Source organism: Streptacidiphilus carbonis (genome assembly GCF_000787775.1).
In the GTDB taxonomy this organism is placed as follows: domain Bacteria; phylum Actinomycetota; class Actinomycetes; order Streptomycetales; family Streptomycetaceae; genus Streptacidiphilus; species Streptacidiphilus carbonis.
In genome coordinates, this window is record NZ_BBPM01000010.1 from 151,184 (window position 1) to 171,944 (window position 20,761).

Annotated in this window: 24 protein-coding genes; 14 read left to right on the forward strand and 10 right to left on the reverse strand. The window is 69.9% G+C overall.

What is annotated here, in order from left to right:
• Nucleotides 1-23: 23 nt before the first annotated feature.
• From TR46_RS40900 to TR46_RS10650, 11 genes are all read left to right on the forward strand, one after another.
• Nucleotides 24-236, forward strand: coding sequence for a hypothetical protein (locus TR46_RS40900; RefSeq protein WP_152626402.1), 213 nt, complete (start codon nt 24-26; stop codon nt 234-236).
• 433 nt (nt 237-669) lie between these two features.
• Nucleotides 670-2,196, forward strand: a complete 1,527-nt coding sequence (locus TR46_RS10605; RefSeq protein ID WP_042397422.1) for an ATP-binding protein — start codon at nt 670-672, stop codon at nt 2,194-2,196.
• Nucleotides 2,196-2,600, forward strand: coding sequence for a roadblock/LC7 domain-containing protein (locus TR46_RS10610; protein ID WP_174505109.1), 405 nt, complete (start codon nt 2,196-2,198; stop codon nt 2,598-2,600). The genes TR46_RS10605 and TR46_RS10610 overlap by 1 nt, the downstream gene beginning before the upstream one ends.
• Nucleotides 2,597-2,983, forward strand: coding sequence for a DUF742 domain-containing protein (locus TR46_RS10615; RefSeq protein ID WP_042397429.1), 387 nt, complete (start codon nt 2,597-2,599; stop codon nt 2,981-2,983). Before TR46_RS10610 ends, TR46_RS10615 begins: the two co-directional genes overlap by 4 nt.
• Nucleotides 2,964-3,578, forward strand: coding sequence for a GTP-binding protein (locus TR46_RS10620; RefSeq protein ID WP_042397433.1), 615 nt, complete (start codon nt 2,964-2,966; stop codon nt 3,576-3,578). Before TR46_RS10615 ends, TR46_RS10620 begins: the two co-directional genes overlap by 20 nt.
• 2 nt (nt 3,579-3,580) lie before the next feature.
• On the forward strand, nt 3,581-4,990 hold the full coding sequence (locus TR46_RS10625; protein ID WP_042397435.1) for a cytochrome P450: 1,410 nt from the start codon (nt 3,581-3,583) through the stop codon (nt 4,988-4,990).
• Between the two features lie 195 nt (nt 4,991-5,185).
• Complete coding sequence (locus tag TR46_RS10630) at nt 5,186-6,274, forward strand: selina-4(15),7(11)-diene synthase (protein WP_042397553.1); 1,089 nt, start codon at nt 5,186-5,188, stop codon at nt 6,272-6,274.
• Entirely contained in the window at nt 6,267-7,613 is a 1,347-nt protein-coding gene (locus tag TR46_RS10635; protein WP_084718243.1) for a cytochrome P450, read from the forward strand. Before TR46_RS10630 ends, TR46_RS10635 begins: the two co-directional genes overlap by 8 nt.
• Before the next feature lie 82 nt (nt 7,614-7,695).
• Entirely contained in the window at nt 7,696-8,349 is a 654-nt protein-coding gene (locus TR46_RS10640; protein WP_042397440.1) for a response regulator transcription factor, read from the forward strand.
• Between the two features lie 32 nt (nt 8,350-8,381).
• Complete coding sequence (locus TR46_RS10645) at nt 8,382-9,608, forward strand: sensor histidine kinase (protein ID WP_236655290.1); 1,227 nt, start codon at nt 8,382-8,384, stop codon at nt 9,606-9,608.
• A gap of 38 nt (nt 9,609-9,646) precedes the next feature.
• Nucleotides 9,647-10,921 (forward strand): COG4705 family protein, encoded by a 1,275-nt coding sequence (locus TR46_RS10650; RefSeq protein ID WP_042397445.1) that lies wholly within the window; start codon nt 9,647-9,649, stop codon nt 10,919-10,921.
• A 45-nt stretch (nt 10,922-10,966) separates the two neighbouring features.
• Here the strand turns inward: TR46_RS10650 and TR46_RS10655 are convergent, their stop codons facing one another.
• The 5 genes from TR46_RS10655 to TR46_RS10670 all read right to left on the reverse strand — a co-directional run bounded on the left by TR46_RS10655 (nt 10,967) and on the right by TR46_RS10670 (nt 14,280).
• Nucleotides 10,967-12,313, reverse strand: coding sequence for a HAMP domain-containing sensor histidine kinase (locus tag TR46_RS10655; protein ID WP_042397449.1), 1,347 nt, complete (start codon nt 12,311-12,313; stop codon nt 10,967-10,969).
• On the reverse strand, nt 12,310-12,981 hold the full coding sequence (locus tag TR46_RS10660; protein ID WP_042397452.1) for a response regulator transcription factor: 672 nt from the start codon (nt 12,979-12,981) through the stop codon (nt 12,310-12,312). The genes TR46_RS10655 and TR46_RS10660 overlap by 4 nt, the downstream gene beginning before the upstream one ends.
• A 49-nt stretch (nt 12,982-13,030) precedes the next feature.
• The gene (locus TR46_RS10665; RefSeq protein WP_042397455.1) at nt 13,031-13,660 is read right to left on the reverse strand and encodes a hypothetical protein; all 630 of its coding nucleotides are present in this window, start codon (nt 13,658-13,660) and stop codon (nt 13,031-13,033) included.
• 102 nt (nt 13,661-13,762) lie between these two features.
• Nucleotides 13,763-13,996: a DUF1918 domain-containing protein gene (locus TR46_RS39295; RefSeq protein WP_084718245.1), complete on the reverse strand. Its 234-nt coding sequence runs from the start codon at nt 13,994-13,996 to the stop codon at nt 13,763-13,765.
• A gap of 26 nt (nt 13,997-14,022) precedes the next feature.
• Nucleotides 14,023-14,280: a DUF1876 domain-containing protein gene (locus TR46_RS10670; protein WP_042397459.1), complete on the reverse strand. Its 258-nt coding sequence runs from the start codon at nt 14,278-14,280 to the stop codon at nt 14,023-14,025.
• Between the two features lie 292 nt (nt 14,281-14,572).
• Here TR46_RS10670 and TR46_RS10675 point away from each other — a divergent pair, with 292 nt between their 5' ends.
• Nucleotides 14,573-15,112 (forward strand): hypothetical protein, encoded by a 540-nt coding sequence (locus tag TR46_RS10675; RefSeq protein ID WP_152626403.1) that lies wholly within the window; start codon nt 14,573-14,575, stop codon nt 15,110-15,112.
• Between the two features lie 519 nt (nt 15,113-15,631).
• On the forward strand, nt 15,632-16,981 hold the full coding sequence (locus TR46_RS10680; protein WP_042397464.1) for an LPXTG cell wall anchor domain-containing protein: 1,350 nt from the start codon (nt 15,632-15,634) through the stop codon (nt 16,979-16,981).
• Between the two features lie 234 nt (nt 16,982-17,215).
• Here the strand turns inward: TR46_RS10680 and TR46_RS10685 are convergent, their stop codons facing one another.
• Together TR46_RS10685 and TR46_RS10690 are read right to left on the reverse strand one after the other, a co-directional pair.
• Nucleotides 17,216-17,755 carry a hypothetical protein gene (locus TR46_RS10685; protein ID WP_042397468.1) on the reverse strand — a complete coding sequence of 180 codons (540 nt, stop codon included), beginning with the start codon at nt 17,753-17,755 and terminating at the stop codon, nt 17,216-17,218.
• A 103-nt stretch (nt 17,756-17,858) separates the two neighbouring features.
• On the reverse strand, nt 17,859-18,494 hold the full coding sequence (locus TR46_RS10690; RefSeq protein WP_042397471.1) for an MBL fold metallo-hydrolase: 636 nt from the start codon (nt 18,492-18,494) through the stop codon (nt 17,859-17,861).
• A gap of 88 nt (nt 18,495-18,582) precedes the next feature.
• Here TR46_RS10690 and TR46_RS10695 point away from each other — a divergent pair, with 88 nt between their 5' ends.
• Entirely contained in the window at nt 18,583-19,008 is a 426-nt protein-coding gene (locus TR46_RS10695; protein ID WP_042397560.1) for a MarR family winged helix-turn-helix transcriptional regulator, read from the forward strand.
• A gap of 77 nt (nt 19,009-19,085) precedes the next feature.
• On the opposite strand, the gene TR46_RS44140 is transcribed toward TR46_RS10695, so the two are convergent.
• The 3 genes from TR46_RS44140 to TR46_RS10710 all read right to left on the reverse strand — a co-directional run.
• The gene (locus TR46_RS44140) at nt 19,086-19,343 is read right to left on the reverse strand and encodes a hypothetical protein (RefSeq protein ID WP_042397473.1); all 258 of its coding nucleotides are present in this window, start codon (nt 19,341-19,343) and stop codon (nt 19,086-19,088) included.
• Nucleotides 19,344-19,490: 147 nt separating this feature from the next.
• The gene (locus TR46_RS10705) at nt 19,491-20,195 is read right to left on the reverse strand and encodes a cupredoxin domain-containing protein (protein WP_236655292.1); all 705 of its coding nucleotides are present in this window, start codon (nt 20,193-20,195) and stop codon (nt 19,491-19,493) included.
• A partial coding sequence (locus tag TR46_RS10710; protein WP_042397478.1) for a YceI family protein occupies nt 20,192-20,761 on the reverse strand: 570 nt, incomplete at its 5' end. The genes TR46_RS10705 and TR46_RS10710, both read right to left, overlap by 4 nt.

The following is a 20,761-nucleotide window of genomic DNA, read 5'->3' on the forward strand; positions in this document are numbered from 1 at the left end:
GGTTGCGGCTTCCGCGATGCTCAGTGAGACCACCCGCACACCTGCGCCCCGCCGTACAGGGCACCGCGGACACCGCGATGAACGTCGTCGCCGCCATCGGGGCCGGTCTGGCGGGACCGCTCATGGGCACGATCGGCTTCGGCGGGCTCAACGCCTTCGCCGCGGTCCTCGTCCTCCCCGTCATCGTATCCGGGCTCCTGCTCCTCCGGCTCCACCGCAGGCCGACAACCGCCTGATGCCCGCGCGCTCCAGCGTCGCGCCGGGCCCGGAACCGGCTGCACGGTCATCAGGCAACTGGGTCAACCCCAGCTGCCTCGCCCAAGGGCACCGACGGGCTCGTGAATTGAGCGAACCGGAGTCGAAGTCCCGGAACGTCCTCGTACGCATGATCGACACCACGCGCAGGAGTGTCCACCCGGTGCCCGTGCGGCAGTCGGCGCGCGCCCGAGGCCCGCCCAAAGGGCCGGTGGGGCAAGGTGGTTGAAGTTGTCCTAAGGTGATCCAAACCAGCTAGGATACGGACGGGGTCTAGGTTATGTAGCGTTCATGACAGACTGGGTTCCGAGTTGGCTGACGCGTCGAAAGGTTGCATCACTCCTGTCGACGCGCAGGCACCGCTCCGACCGTGTTCGTCAATTCCCTGACCATTTCGAATTCTTGAGGACGCTGATGGTTCGTGCTGGCTCGTCGCCCGAACACCGACCCGCCTCCGGCCTTGTGTGGCTCCTGCCCGCGGCCCTGATAGCTGCAGCGGCCGCTGCTGCCGTGTCGGTCGTGCGCTCCGGCGCGCGCGTGGAAGTCGCCTGGTGCGGCGCGGTGGCCACGGTGCTGGTGGCCGTCGCCGCATTCGAGGCGGCCCGTCGCGGGCGCGCCCTGGCGGACCTGCGGGGCCGCTACGCGCGGGACGTGGCCGCCCTGCGCGAGCAGGTGGCCCAACAGGAGGCCCAGACGGTGCAGTTGGCCGAAGTCCTGCTTCCCCAGTCGGTGGCCCGGCTGCAGCAGGGCGAGTTCGTCGAGGAGGTGCTCAAGGACGCCGCATCCGACATGGCGCTGGTCACGCCGGAGTTCCACGCCGCGCGCCTGGCGGTGCTGCGCTGGGTGCTGCAGGCGGTCGAGGCCCAGGAGGGCCTTCGCGAGTCCGCCCAGCGGGCGTTCGTCAACATCGCCCGCCGGGTGCAGGCCATCGTCCACCAACAGGCTCATGAGCTGCGGGAGATGGAGACCAGGCACGGCGCCAACGACGACGTGATCGACGATCTCCTGCGGGTCGACCACCGAACCGCGCTGGTCGGCCGCCTGGCGGACAGCATCGCCGTGCTCGGCGGCGCCCGCCCGGGACGCCAGTGGAGCAACGCGGTGCCGCTGTACAGCGTGCTGCGCGGGGCCATGTCGCGCATCCTGGACTACCAGCGGGTGGAGCTGCGCCCGGTGCCCGAGGTCGCCGTCGTCGGTCCTGCTGTCGAGCCGCTGATCCACGCGCTGGCCGAACTGCTGGACAACGGCACCCGGTACTCACCGCCCCAGAGCCAGGTGCACCTGACCGCGGTCGAGGTGCAGGCGGGTATCGCGATCGAGATCGAGGACGGCGGCCTGAGCCTGAGCGAGGAGGGCCGCGAGCGGGCCGAGAAGATGCTGTCGGAGGCCCAGGCGGGGATCGACCTCAACGACCTCGGCGAGACTCCGCGCCTCGGCCTGGCCGTGGTGGGCCGGCTCGCACAGGCGAACGGCTTCCAGGTGTCGCTACGACCCTCCGCCTACCTGGGGGTTCGCGCTGTGCTCATCGTGCCGAAGGAACTGATCACCACGGCGCCGGCCACGGGCAGGGCACATGGCATCGGCGCCGCTTCGGGGCCGATTCCGGCCCCGGCGTCGGCTGCTCCCCCGGCGGCCGGACGGCCGGTCAACGGCGGTCCGCGGCCGGTTCCGACGGGGGACGACGAGGCGCCGGTGGTGACCGCGAGGACCGCGCTCGGTCTGCCGAAGCGGACCCGCCGTTCCCCGGATCCGGCCGCAGCGGCCGCCGAGGCCGCGCCCCGGGTCCAGGAACCGGCCCAGGAACGGGCCCAGGACCCGGCCCAGGAGCACGTGCAACCAGGTCAGTGGATCGCTGCCTTTACCGCGGCGGTGGGCGAGTCGCCCACGTCCCGCAGCCGCAACAACAGTGACGAGTCGTCAGGCGAGGTGGAACAGCTGTGATGCAGCAACAGGCCGGCATGGACTGGATGCTCAAGGACCTGGCGGACAGCGTCCCGCAGACCCGCCAAGTGCTGGTGCTGTCGTCCGACGGACTGCGGATCGCGTTCCACGGCAGCGGCGTCGACGCCGCCGACCGCCTCGCAGCGGCGTGTGCGGGCCTGCAGAGTCTGGCGGGGGCGGTCGCCCAGGAGTTGCCGCGCACCGACGGGCGCATGCGGATGGTCGTGATCGAGATGTCCGGCGGCTTCTTCTACCTGATGGCGGCCGGCGCCCGGGCCTATCTGGCAGTGCTCGCCGACGAGGGCGTCGACGCGGGGCTGATGGGTCAGCGTATGCGGGACCTGGTGGCCCGCATCGGCGAGCATCTGAGCACTCCGGCGCGCACCGCCGAGCAGGCCACATGAGCGGAACGGGCCGAGGTCGGGGCGGGGTGTGGGACGGGGAGTGGGACGAGAGCGATCAGCCCGAGCGGTTATACGTGATCACCCGGGGGCGCAGTGGCACGGGCGAGCGTGCCGCGCTCGACCTGGTCACCCTGATCGTCTCGCTGGCGGAGCCGGAACCGGCGATGCAGCCGGAGCACGCGGCCATCCTGCGGCTGTGCCGCTCTCCGCTGTCGCTGGCCGAACTGTCCGCGTACCTGAGTCTGCCGGTCAGCGTGGTCAACCTGCTGCTCGCGGACCTGCTGGCCGAAGGCCGGGTGCAGGCCCGCAAACCGGTTCCCAAAGCGATCGTTCCTGACCGTTCACTGATCGAGGCGGTGATGCATGGACTACAAAGGCTCTGAGACCGTCGTCGGGCCGCGCAGCGTGGAAGAGCTGCCGTCGACGGCGACCGCCGCGGTCAAGATCGTCATCGTGGGCGGGTTCGGTGTCGGCAAGACCACCATGGTCGGCTCCGTGAGCGAGATCCGACCGCTGACGACCGAGGAGACGATGACGCAGGCCGGCGTCGGGGTCGATGACACCGTGGGGGTCGAGCGCAAGACGGCGACCACCGTGGCCATGGACTTCGGCCGGATCAGCATCAACGAGGAACTGGTCCTGTATCTGTTCGGCACCCCGGGTCAGCACCGGTTCTGGTTCCTGTGGAACGGCCTGTTCGAAGGAGCGCTGGGCGCGGTGGTGCTCGTCGACACCCGCCGCCTGGAGGTCAGCTTCGACGTGATCGGGCGACTGGAGCAGCGCGGCGTGCCCTTCGTCGTGGCCGTCAACACGTTCCCGGAGGGCCCCTCGTATCCCATCGAGGAACTGCGCACCGCACTGGACCTGCCCGAGAACGTGCCGATAGTCGAATGCGACGCCCGCATACGCGAGTCCAGCCGAGACGTCCTGATGTGCCTGATGCATCACCTCTACTCCCTCACCGTGTCCCCGGAGTGAATGTGTCCACGCCCCCAGACCACCAGTCCTCCCTTTCCGCGTCCGCCCCGCCGCCCGGCTGCCCGGCCCACGGCCTGGGGGCCGACGGTGTCCAGCGGCTCTACGGCCCCGAGGCGACGTCCGACCCGACAGCCATGTACGAGAAACTGCGCGCCGAACACGGACCGGTCGCACCGGTCCTGCTGCACGGCGACCTTCCGGCCTGGCTGGTGCTGGGCCACGAAGAGAACCTGGCAGCCATGCGCAACTCCTCCACCTACTCCCGCGACTCGCGGCTGTGGACGGCGTTGCGCGAAGGCAGGGTCGCCGCGGACTCCCCGCTGCTGCCCATGATCGCCTGGCAGCCGCTGTGCATGTTCGCCGACGGCGAGGAGCACCGGCGGCTGCGCCGGGCCGTCATCGACGGACTGGGACGCTTCGACCGCCGCGGTGTGCGACGGTACGTGACCCGCTTCGCGAACAAGCTGATCGACTCCTTCGCGCAGGACGACCGGGCGGACCTGGTGGGCCAGTTCGCCGAGCACCTGCCCATGCTCGTCATGACGCAGTTGCTCGGGATGCCCGAGGAGTACGGCCAGCAGCTCGTCGAGGCCGCCCGCGACCTGATGAAGGGCAGCGAGACCGCTCTCGCCAGCAACGAGTTCGTCGTGGAGACCCTGCTCCAGCTGGTGCAGCGCAAGAAGACCGAGCCCGGCGACGACCTCGCGTCATGGCTCCTCCAGCACGATGCCGGCCTCACCGACGACGAGGTCATGCAGCACCTGCGACTGATCCTGATCGCTGCGAACGAGACCACGGTCAACCTCATCGCCAACACGCTCAAGATGGTCCTCACCGACCGCCGCTTCCGCGCGAACCTGTCCGGCGGTCACATGACCCTGCCCGATGCCGTGGAGCAGGTCCTGTGGGACCAGCCGCCCCTGGCGGTCATCCCGGGACGGTGGGCCGTCGGCGACACCGAGCTCGCCGGCCGGTCCATCCGGGAGGGCGACATGCTGCTGTTCGCCCTCGCCGCCGGCAACGTCGACCCACGGGTCCGTCCCGACCTGGCCACCCCCGTGCACGGCAACCGCTCCCACCTCTCGTTCAGCAGCGGCCCCCACGAGTGCCCCGGCCAGGACCTCGGCCGGGCGATCGCGGACACCGGCATCGACGTGCTGTTGACGCGGCTTCCCGACGTGCAGCTGGCGGTCGCCGAGGAGGACCTGAGCTGGACGTCCTCCTGGCTCTCCCAGCATCTCGCCGAGCTGCCGGTGACATTCCGGCCACAGCCGCAGAGCCCCGCCGCGCGAGTCGCGCCACAGGTGACCCCGCCCGCCCCGGTCCGGCCGGAACCCGCCCCGGCCGAGAGCGCCGAGGCCGCCGCCGTGCCGGTGCGCCGCTCCTGGTGGCAGCGACTGCTCCGCCGTTAGTCCAGCTGTGATGCCTACGGGACAACGATGGTCAAGAGGGGGCAATGCGCCATGGCGCATTGCCCCCTCTTGACGGCCCCGTCATATGCCGGAGGATTTGAGTGATCCACTTCGGCTGGTGTTGCGGGGCTGTCCCGGAACCGAGCGGAGAGTGGCAGGCCGCTGGTGTCTGACCGAGGTGACGACTTGCACGCCCTGACAGTTCCCGAGATCTTTTCCCCCTTCGCCCCCGCGATACACCCCCGACACGAGGCCCTCGACCGGCAGACCGCCGCCTGGGCGCACACATTCGGCATCGGATCGGCAGAGCTGCGCGGCCAGTTGGTGGCCCACAGCATCGGCTCGTTCGCCGCACGCGTCCTTCCCGACGGCCGCGAAGAGGTCGTCGGAATACTGGCCGACTTCGTGCTGTGGCTCTTCGGCGTCGACGACGGGCACTGCGAGGAAGGCGAGTTGGGCGAACAGCCCGGCCGGCTGACGGCGACCCTGAACCGGCTGCTGCGCGTCGCGCAGAATCCGGAAGTCCCCATGCTGCAGGACGACGCACTGGCCCTTGGCCTGCGGGACCTACGCCGTCGGATCTCCGAGCACGGAACCCCTGGCCAGGTCGCGCGCTGGGTGGACTCGCTCCGTGAGTACTTCTTCACGGTGGTGTGGGAGGCATACCACCGGACCGACGGGACCGTACCCGACCTGAACGACTACACCCTGATGCGCCTGTACGACGGCGCCACCTCGGTGGTGCTGCCCCTGCTGGAGATGGGACACGGGTACGAACTCCAGCCGCACGAGCGGGACGACGCACGGGTGCGCGCCGCCGCCGAGATGGCCTTCTTCATCATCACCTGGGACAACGACCTGTTCTCCTACCACAAGGAGAGCCGGACCGGACGCTACTACCTCAACGTCATCCGGGTCCTGGAGCACGAACTCGCCTGTACCCCCGACGAAGCCATGGCCATCGCCATCTCCCAGCGCGACCGGGTGATGAATCTCTTCCTGCGGCTGTGCGTCGACCTTCGCGCGCACGGCACCCCACAACTGCGCCAGTACCTCGACAGCCTGGCCTCCTTCATCCGCGGCGCCCAGGACTGGGGCATCAGCTCGATCCGCTACACCCTGCCGGACGACCCGGCCGGCCTCCCCGCCGCCTTCCGCGCGACCCCCACCGACGACAGTGCCGAGCCCTTGGACATCGCCGCCGTCTCCTGGTGGTGGAACCTTCTCCCGGGCCGGAGCGAGACACCCTCGCCCCACGCCGGAACGGAGTACTCGCATGGCTGACGAACTGCGCACGATTCCCCGCGCCCCAGGGGCACTTCCCGGTCTCGGACACATCTGGCAGCTGTGGCGCCGACGCCGCGAACTGCTGCGGTTCGTCGAAGCACTCGGGGACACCGGGCCCCTCGTCCGCGTCGACGTCGGAACCCTGCCCATCCTGTTCGTCACCCGACCCGAACTCGCGCACGAACTCATGGTCAAGAAGGCCGGCAGCTTCGAGAAGGGCAGGCTGTTCACCCGGATGCGCCCGATGGTGGGCGACGGACTGGCCACGGCGGCCACTGAAGTCAACCGCAGGCACCGCAGGCTGATGCAGCCCGCGTTCCACCGCGCCCGTATCGCCGGCTACGGCGAAGTCATGAGCAGCCGGGCCATCGCCCTGGCCGAGTCCTGGACTCCCGGTCAACTCCTGGCCGTGGACCAGGTCATGGGCGAACACGCGATCGAGACCCTGGCCCGGACCATGTTCTCCGCGGACATCGGCCAGGCGGCCGTCGAGGTGGTCCGCCGCGACGTGCCGACCATTCTCAAGAACATGCTGCTCCGGGCCGTGTTCCCGCCGTTCCTCGACCGCCTGCCGATCACCGCGAACCGCGAGTTCGACGCCGCCGCCGCACGGCTGCGCCAGGTCATCGACGAAGTGATCGCGGCCGCGCGCCGATCCGGCGACACCGACCACCCCGACCTCCTGTCCATGCTCCTCGCGGCCAGGGACGCCGACACCGGCGAGGCCCTGACCGACACCGAGGTACGCGACGAGCTCGTCACGATCCTCTTCGCCGGAACCGAGACCGCGGGATCCACGCTGGCCTGGGCCTTCCACGAGATAGCAGGCCACCCCGAGGTCGAGGAACGCCTCCTGCTCGAAATCGACGCCGTGGTGGCCACACGTCCGGTGGCCCTCGACGACGTGGCGAAACTGGAGTACACCGGCCGCGTGATCCAGGAAGTGCTGCGGCAGCACAGCGTGACCCTGCTCATGCGCCGCGCCGTGGAACCGGTGGAGCTGGGCGGCTACGCCATCCCCACCGGCACGGAGGTGGCGTTCAGCCTCTACGCCCTGCACCGGCGCCTGGACCCCGACGCCGGGCGCTTCGACCCCGACCGGTGGCTGCCCGAACGCCGCCAGGAGCTGTCCCGGGCCTCCTTCATGCCCTTCGGCGCGGGCGGGCGGCAGTGCATCGGCGATGCCTACGCGTCGGCCGAGATGGTCATCACGCTGGCCGCCGTCCTGGCCCGCTGGCGACTGCGGCCCGAGCCGGGTCACACCCCCCGCGAGGCTGTCGCCGCGATGCCCCACCCCGACCACCTCCCCATGCGGGTGGTCCCGCGATCCGGCTGAAACGGACAGCATGGCCGGGCGCGCAGCAGGCTGCCGGGCGGGGCGGATGGAGAACCGAGCCGAGAGTATCTAGGGTCAGCTCATGGCTTTCATCCTGGTATGCGAGGACGACGGGGCGGTCCGGCATGTGCTCAAGCGCGCCTTGGAGCACGACGGTCACTCAGTCGCGGCTGCTGCCACGGCAGATAGCCTGATGCGGCAACTCGACCCGGCACCCCAGCTGGTCGTGCTGGATCTCGGGCTTCCGGACGCCGACGGACGCGATGTCTGTGTGGCCCTTCGCGCGCGGGGCGTCGACGCGCCGGTCCTGATGCTGACCGCCCTGGACGGCCTGCATCACAAGGTCGGAGGGTTCGAGGCCGGTGCCGACGACTACCTGACGAAGCCCTTCGACCTGCCGGAACTTCTGGTCCGGGTTCGTGCACTGCTGCGCCGGACCACCGTGACGCCCGCCCCGGACCAGGTCGTCCTGGACCCGGCGAAGCATGTGGTGACCCACGGCTCGGCGAGCGAGAACCTGACTCCGACGGAGTTCCGGCTGCTGGGACGGCTGATCGCGTCGCAGGGAGACGCGGTCCGCCGCCACGCCCTTGTCGCCGCAGGGTGGCCGTACGGAGCGCAGGTCAGTGACAACACCCTCGACTCCTTCGTGCGCCGACTGAGGATCAAGCTCGCCCCGCTGGGCGTGTCCGATCGCCTGGGGACCGTCCGCGGCGTGGGATACCGATGGCACTGACGGGGTTCCGCGCGAGAGTCGTGGCACTGACGGTGCTGGTCGCCACCGCCGTGGTGGCGATACTGGTCGTGGTCTCGCACGTGCTGCTGAGCCGGGTGACGGACGCCGACGCGCACGACCTGGCGCGCACACGCGCAGAGGCCGTCACGGCCGGCGTCACTGTCGCGGGTGGTCGCGTCGTACTGACGGAGAACGGCAGTGAGGCCCTGGACGAAGTCGCCTGGGTGTACGCAGACGGCCGCCTGATCGACGGGAACGTGCCGGTCGCGGTGTCCCAGCAGGTCGAGGCGCTGGCCGATGCGGGCCGATCGCAGACCGCCGCCGCCGACAACTCCCTCTTGTACGCGCAGGGGATCCCCGTGGACGGCCACCGCGTCATGGTGATCGTCCGGGTGGACCTGACGCCCTATGAGACGTCCGAGCAGCACGACCTGGCCTTGTCGTTGATACTGGGCGGCCTTGCGATCCTCCTCGCGGGCGCGGTCGCCCACCTCGTGGTGCGCCGCGCACTGAGGGTGGTGCACGAGATGGCCGCCCAAGCCGATCACTGGGGCCATCACCAGCCCGGACGCCGATTCGACCTCGGTGTCCCCCGCGACGAATTCGGGGAACTGGGCCGAACCCTGGACCACCTGCTGGAGCGCGTGGACAACGCCTTGGCGGACGAGCGCCGGCTCACCGACGAGATCGCCCACGAGCTGCGAACACCGCTGACGGTACTGCGTGGCGAGGCGCAGCTCGCCCAGCTGTCCGACATCGCACTGGCGCCGGAGCCGGTCCTGACGGAAGTCGACCGCCTCGACGCGGCCGTCACGACGATCCTGGGCGCGGCCCGCGCACGGATAGACGCCGGTACCCGGTGTGATCTGCGGACGGCCGCACGCAAGGCGGTGGCCGGCCGCGCGGTCGAGGTCACCGTCCCCGCCCGAATCGACGTCGCCGTAGCGGCCGACGTCGCCGTGTCCTTGTTGTCACCCCTGCTGGACAACGGCTTGCGGCATGCGCGGTCGCGCGTCTGGATCACCGCACGCACCGAGGACGAGGCCGTCGTCGTCGATGTCCTGGACGACGGCCCGGGGTTCGATCCTGCGCTGGTCGACCGCGTATTCGAAACAGGGATGACCGGTGCCGGCGGGTACGGCCTGGGACTGCCGGTGGTCCGGCGCATCGCCGGCTCGGCCGGGGTGGAGGTCCGAGCGGTCGCCGACGGCCTCGGTCACATCGAGGTGACTCTTCCCGCCGCGCGAGCGGCCACGTAGTCAGGTTGTGTGCAGGTTCCCCGCGCGAACCTGCCTGCATGACAACGACAACCCAAGCACGCACGCACAGCGGGCGGCTGCTGCTCAACAAGGTCCCTGAGGTCACCGTCTGGTTCTGGGTGATCAAGGTCCTGTGCACCACGGTCGGCGAGAGCTTCGCCGACTGGATCAACACCCAGCTGGGCGTCGGCCTGGTGAACACAGCCTGGATCTTCACCGCAGTCCTCGTGGCCGTGCTGGCCTTCCAGCTCCGCACTCAGCGGTACGTACCGCTGCCCTACTGGCTCACCGTGGTCGTCGTCAGCGTCACCGGCACCCTCTACACCGACATCCTCACCGACCAGCTGAACGTGCCTCTGTGGATCAGCTCTACGGTGTTCTCGGTGCTGCTCGCTGCCGTGTTCGGAGTGTGGTGGGCGCGTGAGCGCACGCTGTCGATCCATTCGGTCACCACCCTCTCCCGGGAGTCGTTCTACTGGCTCACCGTCCTGATCACCTTCGCCCTCGGCACCGCGACCGGTGACTGGACGCTGGAGCTGACCGGCTGGAGCCCGGACGTCTCGGTGCTGCTGCCGCTCGGACTCATCGCGGCGATCACGCTGCTGTGGCGGTTCGGCGCGAACCCGGTGCTGTCCTTCTGGCTCGCCTACATCCTGACCCGCCCGCTCGGCGCGAACATCGGCGACTGGCTCGCCTCCCCCAAGGTCGCCCAGAGTCCGGGCGACCCGACCGGTCTCGCGCTGGGCACCTTCACCACCAGTCTGGTCTTCCTCGGACTGATCCTGGCCACCGTCGTCCATCTGACGGTGACACGCCCGGACGTGACCGAGACCCACGAGGCGACCCACACCGCACGGGTCAGCAGCAATCCGCGCAGGCAGCGCAACGCATCGGCAGGCTTCGTGCTCCTCGCCGCAGCCACCGCCACCCTGCTGCTCTGGGCACACGGCCAGCCGCACGTCGGACCGGCGCCGGAAGCCGACACGACCTCCACCGTCCAGCTTCCTGCCGGCCAGGCGGTGAAGAACTTCCCGTCAGCCAAGGTCGACGTCCTGCGAAACCTCGCGCAAACCTCACTCAAGGCCGCACAGTCGGGCAACGGCTCCGGGGCCCACGCAGCCGCCCAGTCGCTACGTGACCTGTGGGATGCCGACCAGACCACGCTGCAGCCCTTGAACGACACCGGCTGGACCTCCATCGACGCCCGGATGGACCAGGTACTGAAGACCTTCGGCATCGACCACCCGAATCCGCCGATGCCCGCTGCGCAGCAGGAGAGCGCACTCGGCACCCTCCTGACAGACCTGGGCTGACCAACCGCAGCACCTGCCCGGCCCACCCGGCCGACCGGCCGGAGGTCAACCGATCGTCGGCACCGTGAGGCGCAGCCTGGCGCCGTGGCTCTGCTTCGCCTCGGCGGCCACGCAGCCGCCGTGTGTCTCGGCGATCTGCCGGACGATCGCCAGCCCCAGCCCCGACCCGGGCAGCGAGCGGGCCTCGGGAGAACGGTAGAAGCGGTCGAAGATATGCGGAAGGTCCGCGGGTGCGATGCCGGGTCCGCTGTCGTCGACCGTGACCGTTCCGTCCGCGGTCGTGGTCACGGTGATGCGCCCACCGTCCGGGCTCCACTTGACCGCGTTGTCGACCAGGTTGCCGATCGCGCGCTCCAGGGCGTCCGGGTCGCCGTGGACCAGGCAGGGGGCCAGCTCGGTACGGAAGTCCAACCGCGTGGAGCGGGCGACGGTCCGCTCCACGACGTGTTGGGCGAGCAGGTCGAGCCGGGTGTCCTCGGTGTGGGTCCGGGCGCTTCCGTACCGGGCCAGGTCGACCAGGTCGTTGACGAGCAGAGTGAGTTCGGCGGCCTGCGCCCGTGCCTCGCTGACCAGCAGCGGTGCCTGGGGGTCAGTGACCCCGGCCCCCTCGGTCAGCAGTTCGAGATTGGTGGTGAGGCTGGTCAGTGGGGTGCGCAGCTCGTGCGAGGCGTCGGCGACCAGTCGGCGCTGGGCGCCCACCGAGTCGTCCAGAGCGGCCATCATCGCGGCGAAGGAACGGGTCAGCCGGGCGATCTCGTCGTTGCCGCGCGCGGGGAGCCGCACCGTCAGATCCTGAGTAGCCGTCACATGTTCGACCGTATCCATCAGCTGCGCGACAGGACGGAGCAAGCGGCCGGCTGTGAGCCGGGCCACAAGGACGGCCAGCAGTCCACCGCCGATCGTGATCAGGATGAGCAGCAGTTCCAGGCTGTCCAGGGTGGTCCCGACCACGGAGGTGGGTATGGCGGCGCGGACCAGGCTCCCGCTCTTGGCGTCCAGGGGGGCGGTGTAGACGCGGTAGGAGACCCCGTCGTACTTGGCGTCCTGGAAGTACGGCGGCTGGATGCCGGATGCCACCAGGAGGTCCCGACCGTTCACGGGGATGAAGCCGGCCCGGGGCCCTTCGACCACCGGACTCTGCAGGAACTGAACCAGCGTCGAGCCGACCGTCACCGTCTCCGTCGGGAACCGCACGCTGGTGCCCGACACCGCGGCCTTCTGCTTGAACGCCTTGAGCATGTCGGGAGCCTGGTCCGTCGCTGACACCAAGGTGGCGTCGTGTTGGGAGTTGAGCCTGGTGCTCAGCGAGGGATAGAGGATCAGCGCGGCTACGGCGAGGGCCGCGAGCACCACAGCGCCCCCGGCCAGCGCCAGCCGGTTGCGCAGACTCACGGCTCCTCCCGCAGCACATAGCCCAGGCCGCGCACGGTCTGGACGATCCGCGGCTCGCCGCCGGCCTCCAGTTTGGCGCGCAGGTAGCTGACGTACACCCACAAGGCGTTGGAGGACGGACCGAAGTCGTACCCCCAGACCGAGTCGAAGATCAGGCTACGGCTGAGCACCCGTTGCGGATTGCGCAGGAACAGCTCCAGCAGGGCGTACTCGGTCCTGGTCAGGTCCAGCGGCCGCTGTCCGCGGCGGGCGCGGCAGGCTGCGGTGTCCATTTCCAGGTCCGCGTAGCGAAGCAGTTCCTGGTCGGCGCCGCTGCGCCGGAGCAGCGCCCGGATGCGGGCCCGCAGTTCCTCCAGCGCGAACGGCTTCGCCAGGTAGTCGTCCGCACCGGCATCCAGGCCCGCGACCCGGTCGGCCACCAGGTCGCGGGCGGTGAGCATGAGGATCGGCGTCCGGTCCCCGCGCCCGCGGAGGGCGCGGCACACCTCCAGGCCGTTGGGCTCGGGCATCAGGATGTCCAGGACGACGGCGTCCTGCCGGACAGCGGCCAGTGACTCCAGCGCGGAGGCCCCGTCAGCGGCCACCGACACCTCGTACCCGTCCCGGGTCAGGGCGTGCGCCAGCGAACGGCGCACGGCGTCGTCATCATCGACCACCAGTACTCGCATCCCTACAGCCTGCCTCAGCCGCATTCTCCGTCGGACGTCGGTGCGCCGTTCAGCCGGTGGCGGCCTTCAGCCGGTCGATGGCGTCCGCCAGCTGCTGGGGTGTCACCCCCAGGTGCCCGGCGATGGCCTTGAAGGCTGCGCTCTGCGGATCGACGCCGTGGGAAGCCGCAGCGAGCCGCATCAGCGAGTCCAGTGCGGTCTGCGCCGAGGGCACGGGCACGCCGAGGAGAGCGGCCAGGCGCTGTGCTGTGAACACCGGGGCAGGATTTCCAGACCCGCCCGGCTTGTCGACCGGTCCGGGCTTGCCCGGCCCGGTCCCCGATCCGAAGACCGCCTGGAGAATCGGAGCGGCCTTCGCGGTGCTGATGCCGAGCCCCGCCGCGAAGGCCCGCAGCACGGCGGGGTCGGCCACCGTCCCGCCGTTCTGCCCGAGCAACGACTTGACCGCCCTGAGCGCCTGGTCGAGCCGCTGGACAGAGATGCCACGGTCCTTGGCGACCTGGTCCAGTCCCTTGCTCGTTCCCGCGTCCTTGGCCTCGGCCTGCGTCGAGCCCGAGGAGGGCGAGGTCTTGGCTGCGACCGGGCTGCTGGTCGCAGCCGAGGCGGCCACCACCCCGGACAGTGTGAGGCTCATCGCCAGCGCCGTTCCTGCGGCGACCAGTCGGGAGTTGCGGCGCATCTGCGCCCCTTTCCACAGGGACCGGCCGGTCGCCGGTCCGTCTACAGCCACCAGCAAACCCACCGCGCCTCACAGGAAGCGTCGCCCGACCTTAAAGAAACCTCAGGAACTGCACCGTCTGCGGCCCCGATGCCTGCCGTCAGGCCGCTTTGTGGACGACGCTGTCACCCGGCTGTCCGGGCCCGGGAAGACGAGCCTGGTACGCCCGGAGTCCGACCAGCGAACGTCGTACGGAAGGCTGCCGTCCGGGTTGTGCAGCGCCACGATCAGGCCGTCGCGGCCCACCGGGGCGGCCCCCGTCAGCACACGGGCAAACGCGACCGCGTCCTCAGGCATCAGGGCGGTTCGGTTCGGTGAACCGATCAGCGACCGGCAGGACCGGCCAGGTAGGCGAAATCGTGCGAGGCTGCCTCGTGCAACCGGGCGCCGAGGTCCTCCAGTGCGCGGCCTGCGGCCAGTTCGTCGCCGATCTCCGGAACGGACCGGTCCGCCGGATTGCGCCGGGCCACCCCCCTGCCGGTGAGGGTCGACGTGTCCCCCCTCGTGATGACGGCGCGCGCGTGAGTGTCGTCTTCCTCCTCGATGATGAAGATCTCCACCGTCCACTGCTTGGCTTCCATGACATGCTCCGTCCATGGAGTGGGTGCCCCGGCCCCGGACGCCGCCGCAGGCGGGGTTTTCAGCTGTCGAGGAAAGTCTGTCCGGTCAGTTTCCATTGAACATCGCCCACGCTCGACCGTGCGAACGAGGCTTGTGACGACCGGGCCCGCCGCGGTGGCCGAGAGGCTTCCGGCGGGCTTCACCACGCCGCGGGGACCGAGCGTCAGGCCCGGCCAGCATCGCTCACGGAACCGGACAGCGCCTGTCGTGAGTTCGGGCAGCGGCGGCGCCTGCCTCTATGGTGTGGGACCTATGAGGCTGGTGGAATTGGAGATTGCCCTGTGCAACTGGGCGGACATTCAGTGCGGATGTGGCCGCTCGGCAGAGCATCTGGCAACGGAACTGCTTCGAGCCGCCGAGGGCGAGCCTTACGGGTTGGTCAGCGCTCTGGACGGTCATGCGTGGAGTGCTCCCGTGCTCTTCCCCCCGGCTGTCGCCGTGGCCTCGGTGTGCCTGGCCGCCCTGTCTGGCGACATCCCGGCGCAGGCCCGAGTTGAGTTCCTGGACCTGCTCTTGTGGCTGGTCTCAGGAGATGGGACTGATTTCGGCTCCGCTGCCGAAGGGCTTGATCTGCCATTGCTGTGCCAGCAGAGAGCAAGGGAGGGGCTCTGGCTTCTGTATGACGAGGTGGCCTCAGGAAGATCCGTGGAAGCGGCCGGCAGCGCGTTCGAGATCCTCAGCGTCGTGGAATCGGACCGAGAACGGCTCCACAAGGTGCGCGACCACGCCGGCGACCTGCTGCCGTGGCACTGCCAGAACGGGCTCTGCGACGAAGAACCGGAACCGAGCTGAGCCGGTGCCGAGAATCCAGAAAGCCTGCGATCAGGCCGTGTCCTCCGCTCAGACCCGCTTGGGACGTCCTGGGCAGATCCGTGACATTGCCCACCCGATGAATCTTCAACAAATCCGACCAGGCGCAATGCCAGAACGCCCCCCCGGGGCTCTGCCCGGCGAGCGGGCCTGCCGCTCGAAGCGGTGACGTCCACACCGGTCAGGCCGTCTCCGCCGACAGCGAGCCGGGAATGTCCGGCGCCTCGGCCGATCCGACGGGCCCGCACCTGCACTCCGAGGTGGACGCGGCCGAGCAGTACAGGTCCGACATCAACCCGCTCCCCCGGCCGGCCTCCCACGGAGTCCATCTGGCCAGAGCCGGTCCTTGTCTCGGACCAGTTCTTACCTGTGACCTTCCTGGGTGTCCGTGCGTGTTCGCTTTTCGGCCACTCGCTCGCCATCGCGGGCTGGAAGAACTGGGGTGCCCCCAACCGCGCCAGGTCACTGGACGCGGTGGACCTCACTCCAAGGAATCCCCCGATGACTTCTCACTCGCGCTCCTCGCGCCGGCGTGCCGCGGCCGCCTCCACGGTGTCCCTTCTCGCCGCAACAGTGGTCGCCGGGACGGTCGGTCAGACGTCGGCCCTGGCCGCCACCCCGGTTCCGGCCGGGTTCACGGTGACCCAGCTGGCCACCGGACCGGCCGGGCTGAGCAGCCCTGACGACATCACCCGCCTTGGCGACCACCTGTTCGTCGCCTACCAGAACGGCGTGGGCTCCGACGGCAAGCCGTCCAGCAACGGCACCACCAAAAGCGTGATCGTCGAGTACACGTTGACGGGGAAGCAGCTGGCGTCCTGGTCGGTCGTGGGCAAGGTCGACGGCATGGGCGCCGACACCGCCCATGAACGCGTCCTCGCCTCGGTCAACGAGGACGGCAACTCCAGCCTCTACAGCGTGAGCCCCGGCAAGTCGTCGGCGAAGCAGGTCGAGCACTACGGCTACCAGGGCCTGACGCACGGCGGCGGCACCGACAGCGTGCTCGTGACGGGTGGGAAGATCTACATCACGGCCTCCGCCCCGGCGGCCGACGCTGACGGCAAGACCTACAGCAAGGCTGCTCTCTACACCGCGACCCTCACCCCGGGCATGTCCGGAAAGGACGGCGTCGTCGCGCTCACCGCGGTGCTCGCGGACAACGCGACCGCCGTCGACCTCGTCACCGGCAAGAGCACCAAGCTGAACCTGTCCGACCCCGACTCCAGCGAGAAGGTGCCCGCGGCCGTACCCGGGATCGGCGGTGACCTCCTGCTGGACAGCCAGGGCGACAAGCAGCTCGTCCTCCTGCACGGCGGCGACACCCCCAAGGTGCTGAACGTCAGCACCCAGGTCGACGACACCGCGTTCGCCACCAACACCACCGGCACGCTCTACGTGGTCGACTCCGGGAGCAACAGGCTGGAGGCGATCACCGGTCACTTCACCGCAGGCCAGGCGTTCACCTCCGTGCCCGGCGACTCCGACACCCTCAAGAGCACGCTCGGCACGATCGACCTCGCCAGCGGCAAGATCACCCCCTTCGCGTCGTTCGGTTCGCCCAAGGGCCTGCTGTTCGTCAACGAGACGCTGCCCGCCGGCAGCGGTCCCTCGACCGGCCCGTCCGCGAGCGCCTCCGTCAGTACCACTGCGAGCGGCACAGCCGGCCCCTCGGCCGCCGTCTCCGCCTCCGCCTCCGCCTCCCAGGGGGCGGCGGCATCCAGCACCGCACCGGCACTGGCCGAGACCGGTTCCTCCGGTTCCGGGACCATCGCAGCGGTGGGCGCCGTCGTCGTCCTCTTGGGCGGGGCGGCGCTGTTCGTCACGCGTCGTCGCGTGGGCCGCCGCGGCTGAGACCGCTCTCGCCCTCCCGCGAGTGCGGAGTTGATGCGTCTGTACTCCGACCGCCTGCACCGTGAGTACGGGCCCGAGCCACGCAGTCGCATACGAGGGTGACCGAGGTGGACTCCGGTCCCACGGTGCCGCACATATAGACAACAGGGCCTCCTGGACAGCTTGTTGGCGTACACGCCCTTCGAGCTACCGGGAGGCCCTGCTTTCTCTCAAGGCCGGACAGACACCAGCCACTCAGGGTCGGCCGGCGGCGTCAACGGCATGCTCCTTGAGGAATGCGCCCGCATGGGCTGCGGCTTCCTCCGCGGTCGCGTAGCACGCCCCGTCGCCGGTCGCACCGGATGCTCCGTCGGCACCCTCGCCCGTCCAGCTCCAGCCGCCGGATGGCGCCTGGACCAGTTCGGCAGTCCCACCGAAGATTTCAAGGTTGCTCGTGCGTGCTGTCGGGGGCGCCGGGCGGGTGACGGCGTCGGGCCACTTCTTGCGGGCGCCCTGGCGGGTGATGCCCCACACGGCCCCCAACTGCTCGTAACTTGCCCCGTAGGAGCCGGCGGTCGCTGCCGCGTTCGCGGTCAGTCGCTTGACCTCCGCGTCCACCGTCCTCCAAGCGGCAAGGACGGACAGAGCCACTTCGACGGGGTTCGCGTCCCACATGCGGTCCACGGAAAGCCCGGTCTCCCGGGAGCGAATGGCTGAGGCCAATGGGTTCAGGGCGTCATACAGAGCCCTGTCGAGTTCCACCTGTTCTTCGCGGGTGATCTCACGCAGCATCATGCGACAACTATAGTTTACGAATCGAGGATCGACAACTACAGTTACCGCCCTGCCGGTGGTCGCGCCTCACTCGACCTGGATCCCCAGGTGGCCACCAGTTCCTTCAGCCCAGGGGGGCCGTGGCGCCCGGGGCCAGGCGCTGGTAGCGGGCCGGGGTGAGGTCGGAGCCGAGGAAGTTGCCCAACATCGCCGTGCCGATGTCGTTGAGAGCGCCGTCGTGGATCGCGAAGGCGTCGCGGGGGGCGATCTCGCGAACGTAGTCGATGAGTTGGCCGGTCGTGGACCAGGGGCCGTGGACCGGCAGGAGCAGGGTGGCGACCTGGGTCCCGGGGACGGTGAGGGCATCCCCGGGGTGGAACAGGGCGCCGTCGATGAGGAAGCCGATGTTGGCGATGCGCGGGATCTCCGGGTGGATGACGGCGTGCCAGGCGCCATGGACGCTCACGTCGAAACCGGCGGCGGTGAAACGGTCGCCGTCGCCGACGGCGGTGACCCGCGCACCGAGGCCGTCCAGCTTGCGGGCGACGGCGGAGTTGGTCCAGATCCGCAGGGCGGGGTTGTCCTCGGCCGCGCGGCGCAGCACCTCCTCCGAGAAGTGGTCGAAGTGCTCGTGCGCGACCAGCACGGCGTCGGCGCCGTCCAGTGCCGAAGGCTCCGTCAGGCCGCCCGGGTCGACGACCAGGCGACGGCCGTCCTCCTCGATGCGGACGCAGGCGTGGCCGTACTTGGTGAGCTCCATGACGGTATGACCCTTTCCAGTCATTGTACAATCTATTTGTACAACTGGACTGTACACCTGGGTTGTGTGAATGGGTACCATGGACCGCATGGACGCGGATGGACTGGCCGAGGACCTGCGGCAGACGATCGGGGAACTGGTCCGGGCGGTGCGCAGGGTGGACACCATGCCGCCGGGCGAGGCCGCCATCCTCGGCTACCTGGACCGCAGCGGCCCGATGACCACGGCGGAGCTCGCCCAGCGGCGCGGCGTGACGCACCAGTCGGCGGCGAAGTCGGTGAAGGAACTGACCGGGGATGCCCTGGTGCGCAGCGAGCCGCACCCGGACGACGGGCGCAAACTGCTGCTGCACATCACCGACGCGGGCCGCGAGTGTCTACGCCGGGAACGGGGCCGCCGGGCCGACACCCTGACCGGCGCGATCGAGGACGCCTTCGACGCTGCGGAGCAGGAGAGACTGCGCGACTGCGTCGCCCTGCTGTCCCGGCTGACCGCTCATCTCGGCGGCACGTGAGGTCGCCGACGCCGTGTTCTGGCGCCTGGAGTACCACATGGACGGGCTGCGGGTGAACGTGGCACGGCGCGCCTGCGCTACTCGGTGGAACTTCTCAGCTCGGCGAGGGTCTCCTCGACCAGCACCTGGGCCCGGGCCACTGTTGCTGTCAGCAACTCGGCAGTGTCGCCCGGCGTCCCCAACAGTCTGCGGACGCGCGGGCCGAAACCGCATGGCGCGCCCGGCAGCGTCTCGGCGACGGCCAGAGCCCCCTTCTCGTTGAGACACCAACGCCGGTTCCCCGCGAACAGCGCCTGCACCAGCACGCCGACCGCCCGGGAGAGGCACAGCGACACATACAGCGTGTCCGCCCGGGCAGAGGCACCGCCTCGGGTCGGCCGAGGGACTGCGACTCTCGTCGACGTCCACGAATGCGACGTCCTTGACCACGCCGACGTGTTCCGTTCGACCACGATGACGGGCGGCAGTCGGTGAGGCGTGAGTCAGTCCGCGGGGGTGGTGGTCGACGCTCTGGATCCGACCAGGAGGAGACAGGTCACGGCCACGCCCACGACTACTCCGGCGAGCAGCAGCAGCGGGTTGAGGGATTGGACGCTGCTGGTGCTGCTCGCCGGGGTGGCCGTCGTCCGGGTGCCGCCGACGGAGGTCCCTGCGGCGAGCGGGGCCGCTGAGGTGGAGATGGCTGCTGGGGCGACTGCGGCGGTCCTGGTGTCAGCGGTCGCCGGGGCCCCGCGGGTGGCGGCCGGGGCCGCCCCAGTGCTGCTTGCGGGCCCGGGTGGTGCTGTTGCCCGGGTGGGCGCCGGAGTGGCCCGCCGGGTCGTGGCGGCTGCCTCGACGATGACGCGGGCGATCATGTCCGGGTGGACGGAGCAGAAGTAGGTGTAGGTCCCCGGTGTGGTGAAGGTGTAGGTCCAGGACTGACCCTTCTGCAGTTCAGGGGAATGGATGGCGACCGGCGCGCTGCTGGTGGTGACGTCGTGCGGGGCGATGTCGTAGTTGGTCCAGGTGACCGTGTCCCCGGCGGTGACCGTCAACGACGGCGTGCTGAAGGCGTACTGCGCCATCCGGACGCTGTGGCCGGCGGCTGTGGCCTGGCCGGACGCCGCCAGGACGATCAGCCCGGCGGCGAGCAGACCGGCCAGCACCGTGGCCAGGGCGGCCAGGAGGCTGCGGCGGGGGGCGGTCATGAGAAGTCCGCAGCAACGAGCAGGCGCAGTCGCCGGGCGGGCACCAGGCGGGGCAGCCTGAGTCCGGAGCTGCGGCGGACGGTTCGGCAGGCGAGGTTGCTGACGGCGAGGAAGATGAGCCGGTCGTCAGCGCACTGGCTGACCCGGGTGCTCAAGCATGCCTGCTGGGGAACTCCGCGGATCTGCCAGTGGCCCTGCACGTCCATGCGTGTCGGTTCAAGCTGCTCGATGCGCTCGGATTCGAAGCGCATCAGCGGGTGGCGACCGGCGTGCAGCCCACGGCGCCCGCGCAGGCCGCTCCGGTGCGGACGGCCGGCGCGGAGGGAATCGGCGCGGACGTCGATCCGCAGGGAGCACCGGTCTGTGTCCTGGTCCACTGTGAGGGTGGCGTCGGCGGAGGTGAAGCGGCAACGCAGTGTGACCAAGGGGCCGATACGGGCGGTGAGTTCGACGATGCAGCGTTCCGGCGGGGCGGTGTAGCTGCCGGGGAGCGGGAGGCAGAGATGGGGGGTGGGTGCGGTGGGCGGAAGGATCACGGTTTCAGCGGTCATGGTCGCCTCATAGGG